14 protein-coding genes are annotated in these 15,221 nt (G+C 70.6%); 4 read left to right on the forward strand and 10 right to left on the reverse strand.

Annotation, left to right across the window (positions count from 1 at the left end; translation table 11 throughout):
- Positions 1-52: 52 nt before the first annotated feature.
- From HNP44_RS19395 to lspA, 4 genes are read right to left on the reverse strand one after another with little or no spacing between them, the layout of a single operon-like run.
- Complete coding sequence (locus tag HNP44_RS19395; protein WP_259144444.1) at positions 53-646, reverse strand: hypothetical protein; 594 nt, start codon at positions 644-646, stop codon at positions 53-55.
- Between the two features lie 30 nt (positions 647-676).
- Positions 677-1,330, reverse strand: a complete 654-nt coding sequence (locus tag HNP44_RS19400; RefSeq protein WP_259144443.1) for a hypothetical protein — start codon at positions 1,328-1,330, stop codon at positions 677-679.
- A complete protein-coding gene (locus HNP44_RS19405; RefSeq protein ID WP_259144442.1) occupies positions 1,327-2,253 on the reverse strand; it encodes an RluA family pseudouridine synthase in 927 nt (308 codons plus the stop codon). Before HNP44_RS19405 ends, HNP44_RS19400 begins: the two co-directional genes overlap by 4 nt.
- Positions 2,246-2,833, reverse strand: coding sequence for a signal peptidase II (gene lspA / locus HNP44_RS19410; RefSeq protein WP_259144441.1), 588 nt, complete (start codon positions 2,831-2,833; stop codon positions 2,246-2,248). The genes HNP44_RS19405 and lspA overlap by 8 nt, the downstream gene beginning before the upstream one ends.
- 27 nt (positions 2,834-2,860) lie before the next feature.
- Here lspA and HNP44_RS19415 point away from each other — a divergent pair, with 27 nt between their 5' ends.
- A complete protein-coding gene (locus tag HNP44_RS19415; RefSeq protein WP_259144440.1) occupies positions 2,861-3,844 on the forward strand; it encodes a hypothetical protein in 984 nt (327 codons plus the stop codon).
- A gap of 3 nt (positions 3,845-3,847) precedes the next feature.
- Here HNP44_RS19415 and HNP44_RS19420 read toward each other — a convergent pair whose 3' ends face one another.
- On the reverse strand, positions 3,848-4,345 hold the full coding sequence (locus HNP44_RS19420) for a hypothetical protein (RefSeq protein ID WP_259144439.1): 498 nt from the start codon (positions 4,343-4,345) through the stop codon (positions 3,848-3,850).
- 103 nt (positions 4,346-4,448) lie between these two features.
- Between HNP44_RS19420 and HNP44_RS19425 the strand changes: the two genes are divergently transcribed.
- The gene (locus HNP44_RS19425; protein ID WP_259144438.1) at positions 4,449-5,393 is read left to right on the forward strand and encodes an asparaginase; all 945 of its coding nucleotides are present in this window, start codon (positions 4,449-4,451) and stop codon (positions 5,391-5,393) included.
- Positions 5,394-5,418: 25 nt separating this feature from the next.
- Here HNP44_RS19425 and HNP44_RS19430 read toward each other — a convergent pair whose 3' ends face one another.
- Positions 5,419-6,567: a CaiB/BaiF CoA transferase family protein gene (locus HNP44_RS19430; protein ID WP_259144437.1), complete on the reverse strand. Its 1,149-nt coding sequence runs from the start codon at positions 6,565-6,567 to the stop codon at positions 5,419-5,421.
- Positions 6,568-6,662: 95 nt separating this feature from the next.
- Here HNP44_RS19430 and HNP44_RS19435 point away from each other — a divergent pair, with 95 nt between their 5' ends.
- Positions 6,663-7,058, forward strand: a complete 396-nt coding sequence (locus HNP44_RS19435; protein WP_259144436.1) for an SRPBCC family protein — start codon at positions 6,663-6,665, stop codon at positions 7,056-7,058.
- An 89-nt stretch (positions 7,059-7,147) separates the two neighbouring features.
- On the forward strand, positions 7,148-8,764 hold the full coding sequence (locus HNP44_RS19440) for an HNH endonuclease signature motif containing protein (RefSeq protein ID WP_259144435.1): 1,617 nt from the start codon (positions 7,148-7,150) through the stop codon (positions 8,762-8,764).
- A gap of 89 nt (positions 8,765-8,853) precedes the next feature.
- Here HNP44_RS19440 and HNP44_RS19445 read toward each other — a convergent pair whose 3' ends face one another.
- From HNP44_RS19445 to wag31, 4 genes are all read right to left on the reverse strand, one after another.
- Entirely contained in the window at positions 8,854-10,290 is a 1,437-nt protein-coding gene (locus tag HNP44_RS19445) for a DNA polymerase IV (protein ID WP_259256928.1), read from the reverse strand.
- The gene (ileS, locus tag HNP44_RS19450) at positions 10,259-13,390 is read right to left on the reverse strand and encodes an isoleucine--tRNA ligase (RefSeq protein ID WP_259144597.1); all 3,132 of its coding nucleotides are present in this window, start codon (positions 13,388-13,390) and stop codon (positions 10,259-10,261) included. The genes HNP44_RS19445 and ileS overlap by 32 nt, the downstream gene beginning before the upstream one ends.
- Positions 13,391-13,631: 241 nt before the next feature.
- Positions 13,632-14,222: a hypothetical protein gene (locus HNP44_RS19455; RefSeq protein WP_259144433.1), complete on the reverse strand. Its 591-nt coding sequence runs from the start codon at positions 14,220-14,222 to the stop codon at positions 13,632-13,634.
- 35 nt (positions 14,223-14,257) lie between these two features.
- Positions 14,258-15,082: a DivIVA-like cell division protein Wag31 gene (gene wag31, locus HNP44_RS19460; protein WP_259144432.1), complete on the reverse strand. Its 825-nt coding sequence runs from the start codon at positions 15,080-15,082 to the stop codon at positions 14,258-14,260.
- Positions 15,083-15,221: the final 139 nt, after the last annotated feature.

Consider the following 15,221-nt stretch of genomic DNA (forward strand, 5'->3'; position numbering starts at 1 on the left):
CGCGGGCGAATCGGTCGATTGCGGGCACGGTGCTCGGCTGTCACATCCGGGCTCAGGTGTAGGTCACGCCCAGCACGACGCGGCTCGTGCCGTCGCCCTTCTTCTGGATCGCCATATCGACATAGGGACTCTTCGGCCTGGCGAAGACGGTGACGATGTTCCGACACCGCTCGAGGGTTCCGCTCTCGACCGTCGTGATGACGTCGTAGCCGCTCTCGTACTGCCCCTGCATATTGCCGAGCCAGGACTGCGAGCTCGCGTCGAATGTCCACTCCGAGCCGGGGATCTCCGTGAAGACGGGCGTCCGCGCGGGGACGGAGCAGTCGGGCGCGAACTCCTTGAGCCGCCGCTCGCCGAGCGTTCCGACGAACTCGTCGACACCGGCCGCCGGAGCCTCGAACACGGCGCCCATAGACGGATCCATGAAGGCGTCGGTCCGCGACGCGCTGATCACGGTCAGTGATTCGGGGAGAGAAGCACCGGTCCACTCCCGCACCGTCGTCCGCACTCCCGCCGCGTCGAGCTCACGCGTCGTATCGCCGAAGGTCGCGCACGAGGCGAGCCCGTAGACCGACAGCGCCAGCACGGCCGCGGCGGCAGCGACGGAGACCAGACATCCCGACTGCCGCGCCCGCAACGGATTCACATCAACACGATACAGATACAGGACGGCAATCTATCGGGTCGGCACCGGACGATCGTCGGGGCCGGGGGCGGCGGTCACCGTCGACGACGGGAGCAGCGCTGAAACGCCGAACCGGGCACCGTCGCGTGGGAGGACCTGGACCGACCGCACCCCCGGCCGGCCGGACACCGCACGGAGCGCTTCGCCCGTGCCCCACACCACGACACCGACCACCGCGGGAGCACCCGCACGCAAGCGGGAGGTGGTGACGCGCGCGATCGCGTCACCCCGCGCCCCGGGGGCGACGAGCCCCGGCATCGCCAGCGCGGCCAACTCGTTCACAGCCCGCACGCCCTCGATGCTCTGGCCGGGCGGCACGGCCGCCGTGGGGGTCTGGACGCCGGGGATGCGCACCCGGACCAGCACGCGGCCCACGCGATCCAGGCCGGCGGCGCAGGTCCACACCTCGTCGGGCGTCCACTCCGTCGTCGGGGAGATCAGCGCCCAACGCCTCTCACCCGCGGGCGCCGCGGCGAGCGAGACGCGGGCCTCGCCGAGGTACTCGGCGACGGCCTGGCCAGACTGCGGGCCGAGCCGGTCACCGTCGGACCGAATGACCCGCACCGGCGTCGCCGAGCCGAGCCAGTACGCCAGGCCGAGGGCGACGGCGAGCAGCGCGGCCCAGCCGGCGAGAGTCCGGCTCACGCGTCCCGCAGGACGTCCAGGGCGTGCTGCAGATCGTCGGGATACGGCGAGGTGAACTCCACGTACTCCCCCTGCGTGGGATGGGTGAAGCCCAGAGTGCGGGCGTGCAGCCACTGCCGGTCCAAGCCCAGCTTCTTGGCGAGCACCGGGTCGGAGCCGTAGGTCTGGTCGCCGCAGCACGGGTGGTGCAGGGCCGCGAAGTGCACGCGGATCTGGTGCGTTCGCCCCGTCTCGAGGTGCACGTCCAGCAGCGTCGCGGCCTGGAAGGCCTCGATCGTGTCGTAGTGGGTGATCGACGGCTTACCGTCCCTGGTGACCGCGAACTTCCAGTCGGAGCTGCGGTGCCGGCCGATCGGGGCGTCGATGGTGCCGGACATCGGATCGGGGTGGCCCTGCACCAGCGCGTGGTACCGCTTGTCGACGGTGCGCTGCTTGAACGCCCGCTTGAGCACGGTGTAGGCGTGCTCGGAGACGGCGACGGCCATGACGCCGGAGGTGCCGACGTCGAGGCGGTGCACGATGCCCTGCCGCTCGGGCGCGCCCGAGGTGGAGATACGGAACCCGGCGGCCGCGAGGCCGCCGATCACCGTCGGGCCGGTCCAGCCGACGGAGGCGTGCGCGGCGACCCCCACGGGCTTGTCGACGACCACGATGTCGGCGTCGGAGTAGAGGATGTTCATCCCCGGAACAGGCTCGGCGACGATCTCCAGCGGTCGCGCGGGCTCGGGCAGCGTCACGTCGAGCAGGGCTCCGGCGTGCAGCTTGTCGGACTTGCCGACCGCGACCCCGTCGAGCGTGACGGAGCCCTCGGCCGCCAGCTCGGAGACGACGGTCCGCGAGAGACCCAGCAGGCGGGCGACGCCCGCGTCGACCCGCAGGCCGTCGAGCCCGTCGGGCACGGGCATGGTGCGCGATTCACGCATCGGTCGCCTCCGATCCGGTAGTGCGGGTCTCCTCGACCGTGGACTTCTCCGGTGTGCGCGTGTGCTTCTCACCGAAACCCTCGTAGGGGTCGCGCCCGAACAGGGTGAGCGCGACGAGCAGCACCGCGGCGATGCTGATCGCGGAGTCGGCGGTGTTGAAAACCGGGAACCAATCGCCGACGGAAAAGAAGTCGATGACGTGCCCGCGGAAGACGCCCGGCGCACGGAAGATCCGGTCGGCGAGGTTGCCCAGCGCGCCTCCGAGCACCAGGCCGAGGCCGAGGGCCCAGGGCAACGACGTGAGCTTGGAGCCCATCCGCACGATCCAGACGACGACGCCCACGGCGATCAGCGTGAGCACCCAGGTGTACCCGGTGGCCATCGAGAATGCGGCACCGGGGTTCTTCACGAAGTACAGGCTGAACGGGCCGAGTACGTGGATCTGCTCGCCGTAGGTCATCTGCCGGACCACCGTGGTCTTCGCGGCCAGGTCGATGAGGAACACCGTGACCGCGACCACCGCCAGGAGGATGCGCGGGTTCCGATACCAGCTCGGCCGTGCGGTTGCGGGGGAATCCATGGCTCCATCATCCACTACGGTGGCGGTGTGCATGGCAAGCGGTTGCGGCTGGTCCCGGTGGTGGCGACGTCGATGGTGGTGCTCGTCACCGGCCTCGCGGGATGTGGGGACGGCGGTTCCAACGGCGCCGGCGCCTCCTCGTCGGCGGCGCCCGCCCGGCAGTCGGTGGCGGCTCCGGCCGCGACGGCCGGCTGCGCCGCGACCCCGCCCGTGCTCCCTGGGCACGCGGTCACCGTCGACGTGCCGCAGGCGGCGGTGGTGCTCGACTCCCCCGGTTCCGGCGCGGCCCGAGCGCTGACGGTACGCCCCACCGCGGTGGCGGAGTACGCGCTGTTCACCAACTCGCTGCAGGTCTCCCAGGTCGGCAGCGAGCCGCCGTCGGGCGGCAATCGCGACGTCACGCTGCCCCTGGTCGCGCAGCCGTCCTGCGCCGATCCGCTCGACGTCTACCTCTTCGTCGCCGCACCGCGGTCCACCGACGCGGCGACCACGAAGGCCCTCGAGGTCGAGGCGGGTTCCGCCGCCCGCGTGAAGCTCGCCCCGAGCGGCGAGGTGCGCTCGTTCACCCTCGCGGCGCCGCCCGGAGTCTCCGCCGAGGCGCAGTCCACGTTCGAGCAAGCACTGCTGCAGACCTTCCTGCGGCTCGTCCCGCTGCCCGCCGAGCCGGTCGCCCCGGGCGCGACGTGGACGGTCACCCGCTCCATCCGCGCCGACAGCACCCTCACCCAGACCATGCAGGTGACGCTCGGCGGCACGATCGAGCGGCCCGAGTTGAAGGCGAAGGTCGACGAGTCGCCCGACGACTCCGTCTTCCGCGTTCCGGGCAGCGGCTCCACCCTGACGATCGAGAGCTATACCTCCGAAGGCAACGGCACCATCGAGATCGACCCGGCGCGCGCCTTCGGCCAGGGTGGCGTGCAACTCGAGGGCGGCCGCACGCTGCTCGGCGACGATCCCGCGAAGAAGCTCACCCAGAAGACGGGCAGCGTCTACCGGTTCGGGCCGAAGTAGGAATCAGCGACAGGAGGGCGAGTCGCGCCCGACCTGGACGATCATCTGGCACGCGTAGGAGCGCTGCAGCTTCCACCGTCCGTCGTCGAACGCGAGGGACGCGTACGCGAGCTGGTTCGTGCCGCCCATGAGCACCGAGAACTGCGCCTTCGCCACGCCCGGCTGTTCCAGCACGGGCCTGCCGATGTGCCAACTGACCTGGGGATTGTCGCTGCGCAGCTTGACCAGCTCGTCGAACAGCGGTCCGTCGGCGGTGGTGGCGCCCTGCACCAGCTGCACCTTCTCCTCAAGCGGGACCTTCGGATCGACCGCGCGGCTGAGCATCTCCTCGAGCTGCTGCGTCGACGGGGCCCGGTCCGGGGTGCTCGACGGTGCCTCTGTCACCTGGGCGGAGACGGTCGAGGGGGTGCTCGACCGCGATTCGGTGCTCTCCCCGCTGCAGGCACCGCAGGCCAGGCCCACGAGTACCGCGACGGGGGCCATGAGGATCGGTCCGCGCATCAAGAAGTTCACCTCCGTCCGGCCGCTGCTTCGCCGCCTCCACTATGCCAAACATGGCGCGGTGCGCCACCGCGCCCCGCGCCCGACGTGCGATGCTGCTCGCATGCCTCAAGTGATCGTGCTCGCCACGGGCGGCACCATCGCCAGCCGCCACGACGACGCCGGCGCTGCCGTCCCTTCCGACGCGGGCGCTGCGCTGGTCGCGACCGCCGGGGACGTGCCCGGGATCGACGTGACGGTCCGTGATGTGACCTCGGCGGACTCCTCCGCGCTGACCCTCGACCAGCTGGACGACATCCGCGCCGCTGTGGCGGACGCCCTCGGCGACCCGGGCGTGGCGGGCGTCGTGGTGACGCACGGCACGGACACCATGGAGGAGACCTCACTGCTGGTGGACCTCACGCATGCAGATCCGCGGCCCGTCGTCTTCACCGGCGCGCAGCACCCCGCCGATTCCCCCGCCGCCGACGGCCCCGCGAACCTCGCGGAGGCGATCGCCGTCGCCGCCGACCCCGCGTACCGAGGGCTCGGTGTGCTGCTCTCCTTCGCCGGGCAGGTGCAGACCGTGCGCGGCCTCGCGAAGATCTCCACGGTCGCGCCACAGCCCTTCGCCGGCGGCCTGCCCGTGGCCGAGTTGGCCGGGACCGCGCCACACCGGCTCCTGACCAAACCCGCGCCGGTCGCCGGGATCCGGGTGGATGTCGTGGCGTCCTATCCGGGGGCCGACGGTGCCCTCGTCGACGCGGCAGTCGGGGCCGGCGCGCGCGGGATCATCCTGGCGGGCACTGGGAGCGGGAACACGACGGTAGCTCTGGCGGACGCGGTGCGGCGAGCCCTCGACGCCGGGGTAGTCGTGGTCGTCTCCACGCGGATCGCGTCCGGCCCGGTCGACGCGGCGTATGGCGGAGGCGGCGGCGCGGCCGATCTCGTTGCCGCCGGGGCACTGCTGTCGCGGCGGCTGCGGCCCGGCCAGGCGCGGATCGTGCTGCTCGTACTGCTAGCGGCGGGCGTGGGCCCGCAGTGGATCGCGGCCTACCTCGGGCGGTAGCGCCGGGCCGCGGTCCGCCTGCGCGTCAGCCCTGCTTTTCCGAGGAGTTCACCGCGGCGCGGACGGCGTCGGTGTGCTCGCCAAGCGCCGGCGGCCGACGATAGGCGGCGACGGGGGTACGTGAGAAGCCGATCGGGTTGCGCACCTGGTCCATCGCCCCGTCGCCGACGGTGACCCGCGGACGCAGGCCCAGGCGTTCGGCGAGCGCGAATCCCGAGGCGACGTCGCCGACCGTGCCGGCCGGGACCCCGGCGTCCGTCAGCCTGCGAGCCCACTCCCCCGCGTCCTGCGCCGCGAGACGCTCCTCGAGCAGCGCGACCATCTCGGCGCGGTGGCGGACGCGATCCGGGTTGGTCGCGAACCGCGGATCGTCCGCCAGGTCCGCGGCTCCGACCGAGGCTGCGAGCCGGGCGAACTGTCCGTCATTACCGCACGCCACGGCGATCAGCCCGTCCCGACACCGCAGAGTCTCGTAGGGCGCGATCGACGGATGCGTGTTGCCCATCCGCGACGGGGCCGTGTCCGTCGCGAGGAAGTTCGCCCCCTGGTTGGCGAGCGAACCGAGAAGGGAAGAAAGCAGGTTCACCTCGACGCGCTGCCCCAGGCCCGAACGCTCTCGCTCGTAGAGGGCGGCGAGGATCCCGGCGACGGCGTCCTTGGCGGTGAGGACGTCCACGAGGGCGACGCCCACCTTCATCGGATCGCCGTCCGGCTCGCCGGTGATGCTCATCAGTCCGCCGACGGCCTGGACGAGGAAGTCGTAGCCCGGTAGGGCGGCGCCCTCGCCCGAGCCGAAGCCGGTGACGGAGCAGTAGATCAGGCGCGGATTGGCTGCGGCGAGCTCCTCGTAGCCGAAGCCCTTCTTCTCGAGTACCCCGCTGCGGAAGTTCTCGACGAGGACGTCGGCGCGGAGCGCCAGCGCGCGGGCGGCGGCGCGGTCCTCGGGCGCGTCGAGGTCGAGCGCGACGCTGCGTTTGGAGCGGTTCGCGGACTCGAAGTAGGCGCTGGTGCGCTCGGTCCAGGGCGGTCCCCAGGCCCGGGTGTCGTCGCCGGTGCCAGGACGTTCCAGCTTGATCACGTCGGCGCCGAGATCGGCCAGCATCACCGTCGCGAGCGGGCCCGCCAGCACACGACTGAAGTCCGCGACCACGATCCCGTCGAGTATCGGTGTCATCGTCTCTCCCTGCCTGACTCGTCTCCGATCGCGGTGAACCACACGCCGCCCTCGCACCCTAGCCGCGCGCCGTCGCCCCTCGGTAGCGTGGCGGAATGACCGAGGAGTCCCGCCACATCAGCGTCGTGATCCCCCGTCGTGCGAAGGAGGTCTACGCCTTCGCCCGCGATCCGCAGAACCTCGTCCGCTGGGCCGCCGGCCTCGCGACCGGCGTACGGGCCGACGGTGACGACCTGCTGACGGATTCGCCGATGGGCGAGGTGCGGGTCCGGTTCGCGCCGGACAATCCGTTCGGCGTCCTCGATCACGACGTGACGTTGCCCGACGGCACCGTCGTGAACAATCCCCTGCGCGTGTTGGCGCACCCGGACGGTGCGGAGGTGCTGTTCACGGTGCGGCGGTTGGGCGCGAGTGACGCCGACTTCGCCCGGGACTGCGCGACAGTGCTCGCCGATCTTGAGCGGCTGCGCTCGGTGATGCTCGCGCCCTGACCACCGCACTTTTCATCGAACTTTTTATCGATTATTGTTGCAGTCTCATCGAACACTGAGGTAGAATAGAGGTGTTCAAGGGGGGCGAGATGGATACTTCCACCTGCACAGCAGCGGAGTATCTCGATGCGCTCACCTCATTCGAACACGCGGCCGAGTGTCTCGCGCAGGTCGACCCCGTCATGCTCGACTCACAGGACGTTCTCGCCTCACTGGGGCGGCTGGAGACGGCGGTTCGAAAGGTGCCCTTCAGCCAGCATCTCCTCACTCAGGTCGCCGTGGAGCAGGGCCTGCCGGGACAGCTGGGCTACACCGGCATGAAGGAGCTGCTGGTGCAGCGGCTCCGTCTCGCGGGCGGCGAGGCGCGCGACCGGATCCATGGCGCGCGGGATCGCGCTCCCCAGCACGGGCACGGCGCGTGCCCCGAGCCCCGGTACCCGCTCGTCGCCGAGGCGCAGCAGGACGGGGCGATCTCGGACCGCCACGCTCTCGCCATCGAACGGGTCTTCGCGAGCTGCCGCAAGACGATCCGCCCCGACCAGGCCGCGATCCTCGAGGACGTGCTCATCACCGCCGCCGCGGACGTCACGCCGGAGGACCTCGTCGTCATCGGCGCCCGCGCGCTCGCGCATCTCGATCCCGATGGGGCGGAGCCCGATTCTGATGTCGTCGATCGCGCCCGCGGGCTCACCGTGGGCAAGCAGGACGACGATCTGATGACGCCGCTCGACGGCGATCTCTCCCCCGAGGGACGGGCACTGCTGGACGCCATTCTCGAGAAGCTCGCCCGGCCCGGCGTGAACAACCCTGCTGACGCCGACGATCCCGTGGACCTGACGGATCAGGCCGCAGTACAGGCGGCCGCCAAGCGTGACCAGCGCACCACCCCGCAGCGCAACCACGACGCGCTCGTGACTGCGCTGAGGCTCGCCATCGCGTCGGGTGGGCTCGGGAAGCACCGCGGCGTGCCCTGCGTCCCGATCATCACGCTCGGCATCGACCAGCTCGAGACGGAGACCGGCATCGCGACCACCGCCACCGGCGGCAGACTCCCGGTCGCCGACGCTCTGCGGATGATGGGCACCAATCCGAAGTACGTCCTGGTGCTGGACCTGGCCTCGCGGCCGCTGTTCCTCGGGCGCGAGAAGCGCCTCGCCTCCGCGGATCAGCGGATCGCGCTATACGGCGCCGAGAAGGGCTGCACCGCACCAGGATGCGATGCGCCCGCCACCCGCTGCCAGGTGCACCACATCACCGAATGGGCCGACGGCGGCACCACCGACGTCACCGCGCTCACGCTCGCCTGCGACGCTCACCACGGCAAGGTTATCCCCGACCTGACGGAGAACCCGCGCGGATGGGACACGATCACCGTCCGCAGCGGCGAGTACGCGGGCCGCACCGGCTGGCGACGCACCGCGGACCCATCGCATGAGCACCGGGTGAACCACAAGCACCACGCCGACGAGCTCTACCGGCAGGCACTCGAACGGTGGCGCGCACGATGCGCGGAGCTCCGGAACCTGTGGCGCAGCGAGGAACTGCGCGTCCGATACAACGAACGCGTCGGCACGGTTCACGACGACATCAGCACGATCCTCGACGGCCCCCACGGCCCGCCGATCCTCGAAACCCTCCTTGCCGAACACGACGCTGACGAGCCGTGGAACTGTCAGATGCCCGCCGACCTGCGCGCCGCCGCCTGACGGCGTGCATCCAGCCAGGACCGCGGACAAGTCACCGGAGAGCGTCGAACTGAGACAGGCAGGTGCACCGGCGCCCGGTGCGGCGTGACTCAGCCGTCGTCGTACTCGTCGGTGCGCAGGTGCTCGGCGGGCCAGTCGAGGGAGTCCAGCGGATCGGCCTCGCGGAGATCGGGATCGTCGGCCTTGAAGCTGCGCATGCGGCCGGCACCGGAGGTACGGGTCTCGAAACGCACTGACAGCACGCCGTGGCCGGCGCCCTGCACCCAGCCGTGCCCGAACTCGGGGTGGCGGACGTCCATGCCGGGACGCCACCCGATGACCACGCCGTCCTCCTCGGCGTCGGCCTCCGGGGCGCCAGCTGCGGCCGCGACACCGTCGGTCTCCGCGACGTCAGGGACGGCCCCGTCGCTCTCCTCACCAAACAGCGTGAACTGCTCGACGCTGCTGAGGCCCGTGAAACCGACCCCGACGAGCCGCAAGCCGCCGACCTCCATGGGATCGAGCGCGAGGCGCTGCGCAGTCGCGGTGAGCACGGCGGCATCGGTGGTGGCGGACGGCAGCGTGGCGGACCGGGTGAGCAGGGACATGTCCGACCGCTTGAGCTTGAGCACGACGGTCCGCGCCCCGCGTCCGTCCCGGCGCAGCCGCCGCAGCGCGTGCTCGGCGCTCCGATCGATTTCCCGCCGCAGGGCGTTCATGGTCGTGACGTCGGTCTCGAGGGTGTGCTCCGCGCTGATCGACTTCGCCTCGCCGTTCACCGCCACCGGCCGGTCGTCCTCGCCGCGAGCCAGCCGATGCAGCGCCGGCCCCAGCGAGACGCCGAGCACCGACACCACCTCGACCTCGCTCATCGCCGCGAACTGCCCGATCGTGTCGATCCCCAAGCGCGCCAGCCGCTCCCCTGCCACCGGGCCGATGCCCCACAGCTTGCGCACCGGTAGCGGGTACAGCATCGACTCCTGCGCGGCCGGCGGGATGACGGACACCCCGTCGGGCTTGGCGAGCCCGGAGGCGATTTTGGCGGCCTGTTTCCCGGCCCCCGCCCCGACGGACGCGACGAGCCCCGTCGCCCCGCGGATCCGGGCGCGGAGCTCCTCGGCGAACCCCACTACCTCGTCGGTGGACGCCCCGGCGAGCTCGACCGGCTCGCCGAAGGCCTCGTCGAAGGACAGAGTCTCAACGACGGGGATGAGCTCCCGCACGGTCGCGAAGACCCGTCGGCTGACGGTGCCGTACAGGGCGCCGCGCGGCGGCAGCACCACCGCGCCCGCGCCGACCAGCCGCCGCGCCTGGTGCATCGGCATGGCGGAGCGCGCGCCGAAGACGCGCGGCTCGTACGAGCACCCTGCCACAACACCGCGGCCGCCCAGCCCACCCACCAGCACGGGACGCCCGCGCAGGGTGGGCCGGGTCAGCTGTTCGCAGGACGCGAAGAAGGCGTCCATGTCGAAATGGAGCACCCAGCGGGCGCTCCTGTCCGACGGCGCCCCGGAGTCAGGACTTGGTGAGTCGGCCTCGGACACCATCGCCCAGATCCACCCCGTCGGGCACGGCCGCGAACTCCAGCGACGTGGCCAGCACCTCGCCCGCGATGAGGTCCCGGTGCGCCTCGGCGGCCGCCCGGTGCTCGGCGGGCACGTCGAGCACCAGGGCAATCCGGTCGCTCACGTCGAGACCAGCGGCCCGTCGCGCCTCCTGCAGCTCGCGGATCCGGTCCTTGGCCCAGCCCTCGGCCTCGAGCTCGGCGTCGACCGTGAGGTCGAGCACGACGAGCCCGGCACCGTCGGGCAGCTCCGCGGTGGAGTCGGGCGCGGCGGCGACCAGCTTGCGGCTGTACTCGCCGTCCTGCAGGGCGATGCCCGCGGCTGTCACGACTCCGTCGGAGACGGTGTAGTCGCCGGACTTCACGGCCTTGATCACCGTCTGCACGTCCTTGCCCAGGCGCGGGCCCGCGGCGCGCGCGTTCACGGCGATCTCGACCCGGCCGTACTGATCGGCATCGGGCGAGACCTGCACGTCGCGGACGTTCACCTCGTCGGCGATGATCGACGCGAAGGGCGCGAGCTTCTCCGCGCCGGGCCCGGCGACGGTGAGCGTGTGCAGCGGCAGCCGCACGCGCAGCTTGTTCGCCTTGCGCACCGACGACGCCACGGAGCAGACGTCACGCACCTCGTCCATCGCCGCGACCAGCTCCGGATCCGCGGGCAGATCCGACGCCGATGGCCAGTCGGTCAGGTGCACCGACTCGCCACCGGTGAGGCCGCGCCACATGGCCTCGGTCGCCATGGGGAGCAGGGGCGCCGCGAGCCGGCAGACAGTCTCCAGCACGGTGTACAGCGTGTCGAAGGCGCCGGAGTCCGCGCCGTCCCAGAACCGCGCGCGGGAGCGGCGCACGTACCAGTTCGTCAGCGCGTCGACGAAGAGCCGCAGTTCCTCGCAGGCATCGGCGATGTTGCAGGTGTCGAGCGCCTCGGTCATCGCGTCGCGGGTCTGCGCCAGCTTCGCGAGGATGTACCGGTCCAGCACGTCCTCGGAATCGGTGCGCCAGGTGGCCGGCTTCTCCGCGTACAGCTGCAGGAAGGAGTACGCGTTCCACAGCGGGAGAAGCGTTTGCCGCACGCCGTCGCGGATGCCCTGCTCGGTGACCACGAGGTTGCCGCCGCGCAGGATCGGCGAGGCCATGAGGAACCAGCGCATGGCGTCGGAGCCGTCGCGGTTGAACACCTCGTTGACGTCCGGGTAGTTCCGCTTCGACTTCGACATCTTCAGCCCGTCGTGGCCGAGCACGATGCCGTGCGCCGCGACCGTGCGGAAGGCGGCGCTGTCGAACAGCGCCGTCGCCAGCACGTGCAGGTTGTAGAACCAGCCCTTGGTCTGGCCGTTGTACTCGACGATGAAGTCGCCCGGGAAGTGCGTGTCGAACCAGTCGCGGTTCTCGAACGGGTAGTGCACCTGCGCAAAGGGCATCGAGCCCGACTCGAACCAGCAGTCCAGCACCTCGGGAACGCGGTGCATCGTCGACTTCCCGGTCGGGTCATCGGGATTCGGCCGGGTGAGCTCGTCGATGTACGGGCGGTGCAGGTTGGTCGGGCGCACGCCGAAGTCGCCCTCCAGCTCGTCCAGCGAGCCGTAGACGTCGACGCGCGGGTACGCGGGATCGTCGGACACCCACACCGGGATGGGGGCGCCCCAGTAGCGGTTGCGGCTGATGTTCCAGTCGCGCGCGCCCTCGACCCACTTGCCGAACTGGCCGTCGCGGATGTGCGCGGGGCTCCAGGTGATGTCCTGGTTCAGCTCCAGCATGCGCGGGATGATCTTGGTGACCTCGACGAACCACGAGGGCACGGCCATGTAGATCAGCGGCTGGCCGGAGCGCCACGAGTGCGGGTAGCTGTGCTCGATGGTCTCGTGGCGCAGCAGGCGCCCCTTGGCCTTGAGGTCCTTGCTGATCACCGGGTTCGCGTCGAAGACCTGCAGCCCCTCGTACGGCGGCACGGCGGAGGTGAACTTCCCGCCGGGATCCAACGGCTGCACGACCTCGATGCCGTACTTGCCGGTGGCGAGATCCATGTCCTCCTCACCGAAGGCGGGCGCGAGGTGCACCACGCCGGTACCGGAGTCGGTGGTCACGTAGTCCGCGAGCAGCGTCACGTGCGCCTTGGGATGCCCGGCGAAGAAGTCGAAGGGCGGCTCGTAGGCGGCGAATTCGAGCTCGCGCCCCTTGTACGTCCCCTTGACCTCCGGCGACTCCCCCAGCTCGCGGGCGTACTGGCCCAGGCGCGCCTCGGCCAGCAGGTAGTCCTTGCCGTCCGCGCCGGTCACGTGCACGTAGTCCAGGTCCGGGTGCACGGCGATCGCGAGGTTCGACGGCAGCGTCCAGGGCGTGGTGGTCCAGATGAGGGCCTCGACGCCGTCGAGCGCCTCGAGCTTCGTGCCCTTGGTGCGCAGCGGCATCCCGACGGTGACCGCCGGGTCCTGCCGCATCTTGTAGGCGTCGTCGAGCTTGCTCTCCTGGTTCGACAGGGGCGTCTGCTCGTACCAGGAGTACGGCAGCACGCGGTAGCCCTGGTAGATCAGGCCCTTCTCGTGGAGGGTCTTGAACGCCCACATGACGGACTCCATGAAGTCCAGGTCGAGCGTCTTGTAGTCGTTGTCGAAATCCACCCAGCGGGCCTGGCGGGTGACGTACTGGCGCCACTCCTCCGTGTACCGCAGCACCGATGTGCGGCAGTAGTCGTTGAACTTCTCCACGCCCATGGTCTCGATCTCGGACTTGTCCTTGATCCCCAGTTGGCGCTCCGCCTCGAGCTCGGCGGGCAGGCCGTGGGTGTCCCAGCCGAAGCGGCGGTCGACCTTCTTGCCGCGCATCGTCTGGTAGCGCGGGACGAGGTCCTTGACGTAGCCGGTCAGCAGGTGGCCGTAGTGCGGCAGGCCGTTGGCGAAGGGCGGACCGTCGTAGAAGACGAACTCGTCCGCCTCGGAACGGTTCGCGATGGACCTACGGAAGGTGTCGTTCTCGGCCCAGTACGCGAGAACGCGCTCCTCGAGGTCGGGGAACGACGGTGCGCCCGTCCTGGCGGGGCCGTCGTCGTCGCGGGTCATGTCGACCAGCGGATAGGGGCGCATGCTGCTCACGGTGACTCCTCGTGCCGTCTCTTACCAGCACGGGGACGATGCCCGACCCTCGGCCGGGTACCGCGGTACCACCCCGCTTGCGCCTCCTGGGAGGGCTGCGCCGCTCTTCTCTCGGGCTGTGACGGGCCCGCCCGTCCGGTTCTACTGAGGCGTGTGCCCGTTCTTCCGGATGCTCCCCGGTGATGGCCGGATCAACGCAGTGCTACCGCCAAGGATAGCGAATCGTGCAACGTCATTTCTTGCCGGGATCTTCCGACTCCGGCTCCTGGGGCGGCGTCCACTCGGTACCCCATGCCTGATCGATCCGGATCTGCGGGATCTGATCGGTCATGTCCGGGTCGTACTTCCCGGGTGCGAACAGGCCGCGCGTAGCGTCGTCGTCCGTATCGGTCGGCGACTCGTGCTCCCACCCCGTCGGACCGCCGAGCGGTCCCATCGCGAACTGCGTCGTCGGGTTCGCGTCGTCGTCGTGGTGACCGAACTCCTCGTGCCCGACGGTGCCCGCCTCACGCGCCGCGTCGTCGACGACCACAGGCTCCTCCGCCTCGGTGTCGCTCTCGGGTGAGGCGACGGCACGCGCGGACCGCTCGGACGGCGGCTCGTCCGCGTCGTCGTCCCGGTCGCCCGGGCTCCACTGTGCGGAGGCGCTGTCCGCCTTGTCCCGATCGCCGCGGCGGTAGGTGAGGACGTCGCCGAGCAGCAGGCCGACGCCGATCACGGACACCACCACGCAGGCGATCGCGAGCCACAGATTGGACGTGACCAGGGCGACGATCAGCAGGATGAACCCGATGACCGTCGCCCCCAGTGCGGCTAGCAGCATGAGAACTCCGCCCCAGTACCGGCTGGTACCAGCGGCTACTTGTACTGCTGGTTGCCGCCGGCGGCATTGCCGGGGTCGTTGAAGTCGCCACCGCGACCCTGGCCGTGATCGACCGGGGCGGCGCTGCGCAGCGACTGCAGCTCCTCGAGCTGTCCCTCGAGGTACGTCTTGAGGCGGGTGCGGTACTCGCGCTCGTACGTCTTGAGCTGCTCGATCCGCCCCTCCAGCACAGTGCGCTGCTGGTTGATGGTGGTCATGATCTCGGTGTGCTTCGACTCGGCCTCGGCCTGGAGTGCATCGGAGCGCTCCTGCGCCTGGCGCAGCTGGTTCTCCGAGCGGGTCTGCGCGTCGGCGAGCAGCGCGTCCGAACGCTGACGCGCGTCGGCCACCATCGCCTCGGACTTCTGCCGGGCGTCGGTGACCATGGCCTCCGACTGGGCACGCGCATCCGAGACGAGCTTCTCGGCTTCGGACCGCGAGTTGTTGGTGAGCCGGTCGGCAGTCTCCTGCGCGAGGCCCAACACCTTGGCGGCGCGCACGTGCGCCTCGTCGGTGGTCGCCGGCGCCGCGACGGCGGCGGGAGCAGGCTCCGCGAGGGCGGGCGCTGCCGGCGTGGGCGACGCGAAGGCGACGGTGCTGTCGGCGGACGGCTGCTCGCCGCCGCCCGCGCGAGCCTCGGCCAGCTCACGCTCCAGTTCGGCGGTGCGCTGCTGCAGATCGTTGTTCTCGTCGATCAGCCGAGCGAGCTCGGTCTCGACCAGGTCGAGGAACTGATCCACCTCGTCCTCGTTGTAGCCACGCTTGCCGATCGGCGGCTTGCTGAACGCGACGTTCCGCACGTCGGCGGGTGTCAGCTTCATAGGTCGTTTCCCCTCAATTCGGCTGCTCGACAGATCTCAAGTCACTTGGACCAACACTGTAACTAGTGCACATCCTGTCACACCAGACCCGTTTGTTCCTCATCACCCAACAATCACGCGATGAAATGTCCGCTTCTCG

The organism is Tsukamurella ocularis (assembly GCF_024807615.1).
Lineage (GTDB): Bacteria > Actinomycetota > Actinomycetes > Mycobacteriales > Mycobacteriaceae > Tsukamurella > Tsukamurella ocularis.

Bases quoted from the DNA above. Each gene is read 5' to 3' on its own strand.
- HNP44_RS19405 (WP_259144442.1), bottom strand. From the start codon at position 2,253: ATGCGTGAATCGCGCACCATGCCCGTGCCCGACGGGCTCGACGGCCTG.
- lspA (WP_259144441.1), bottom strand. From the start codon at position 2,833: ATGGATTCCCCCGCAACCGCACGGCCGAGCTGGTATCGGAACCCGCGC.
- HNP44_RS19420 (WP_259144439.1), bottom strand. From the start codon at position 4,345: ATGCGCGGACCGATCCTCATGGCCCCCGTCGCGGTACTCGTGGGCCTG.
- HNP44_RS19425 (WP_259144438.1), top strand. From the start codon at position 4,449: ATGCCTCAAGTGATCGTGCTCGCCACGGGCGGCACCATCGCCAGCCGC.
- HNP44_RS19430 (WP_259144437.1), bottom strand. From the start codon at position 6,567: ATGACACCGATACTCGACGGGATCGTGGTCGCGGACTTCAGTCGTGTG.
- HNP44_RS19435 (WP_259144436.1), top strand. From the start codon at position 6,663: ATGACCGAGGAGTCCCGCCACATCAGCGTCGTGATCCCCCGTCGTGCG.
- HNP44_RS19440 (WP_259144435.1), top strand. From the start codon at position 7,148: ATGGATACTTCCACCTGCACAGCAGCGGAGTATCTCGATGCGCTCACC.
- HNP44_RS19445 (WP_259256928.1), bottom strand. From the start codon at position 10,290: ATGGTGTCCGAGGCCGACTCACCAAGTCCTGACTCCGGGGCGCCGTCG.
- ileS (WP_259144597.1), bottom strand. From the start codon at position 13,390: ATGCGCCCCTATCCGCTGGTCGACATGACCCGCGACGACGACGGCCCC.
- HNP44_RS19455 (WP_259144433.1), bottom strand. From the start codon at position 14,222: ATGCTGCTAGCCGCACTGGGGGCGACGGTCATCGGGTTCATCCTGCTG.
- wag31 (WP_259144432.1), bottom strand. From the start codon at position 15,082: ATGAAGCTGACACCCGCCGACGTGCGGAACGTCGCGTTCAGCAAGCCG.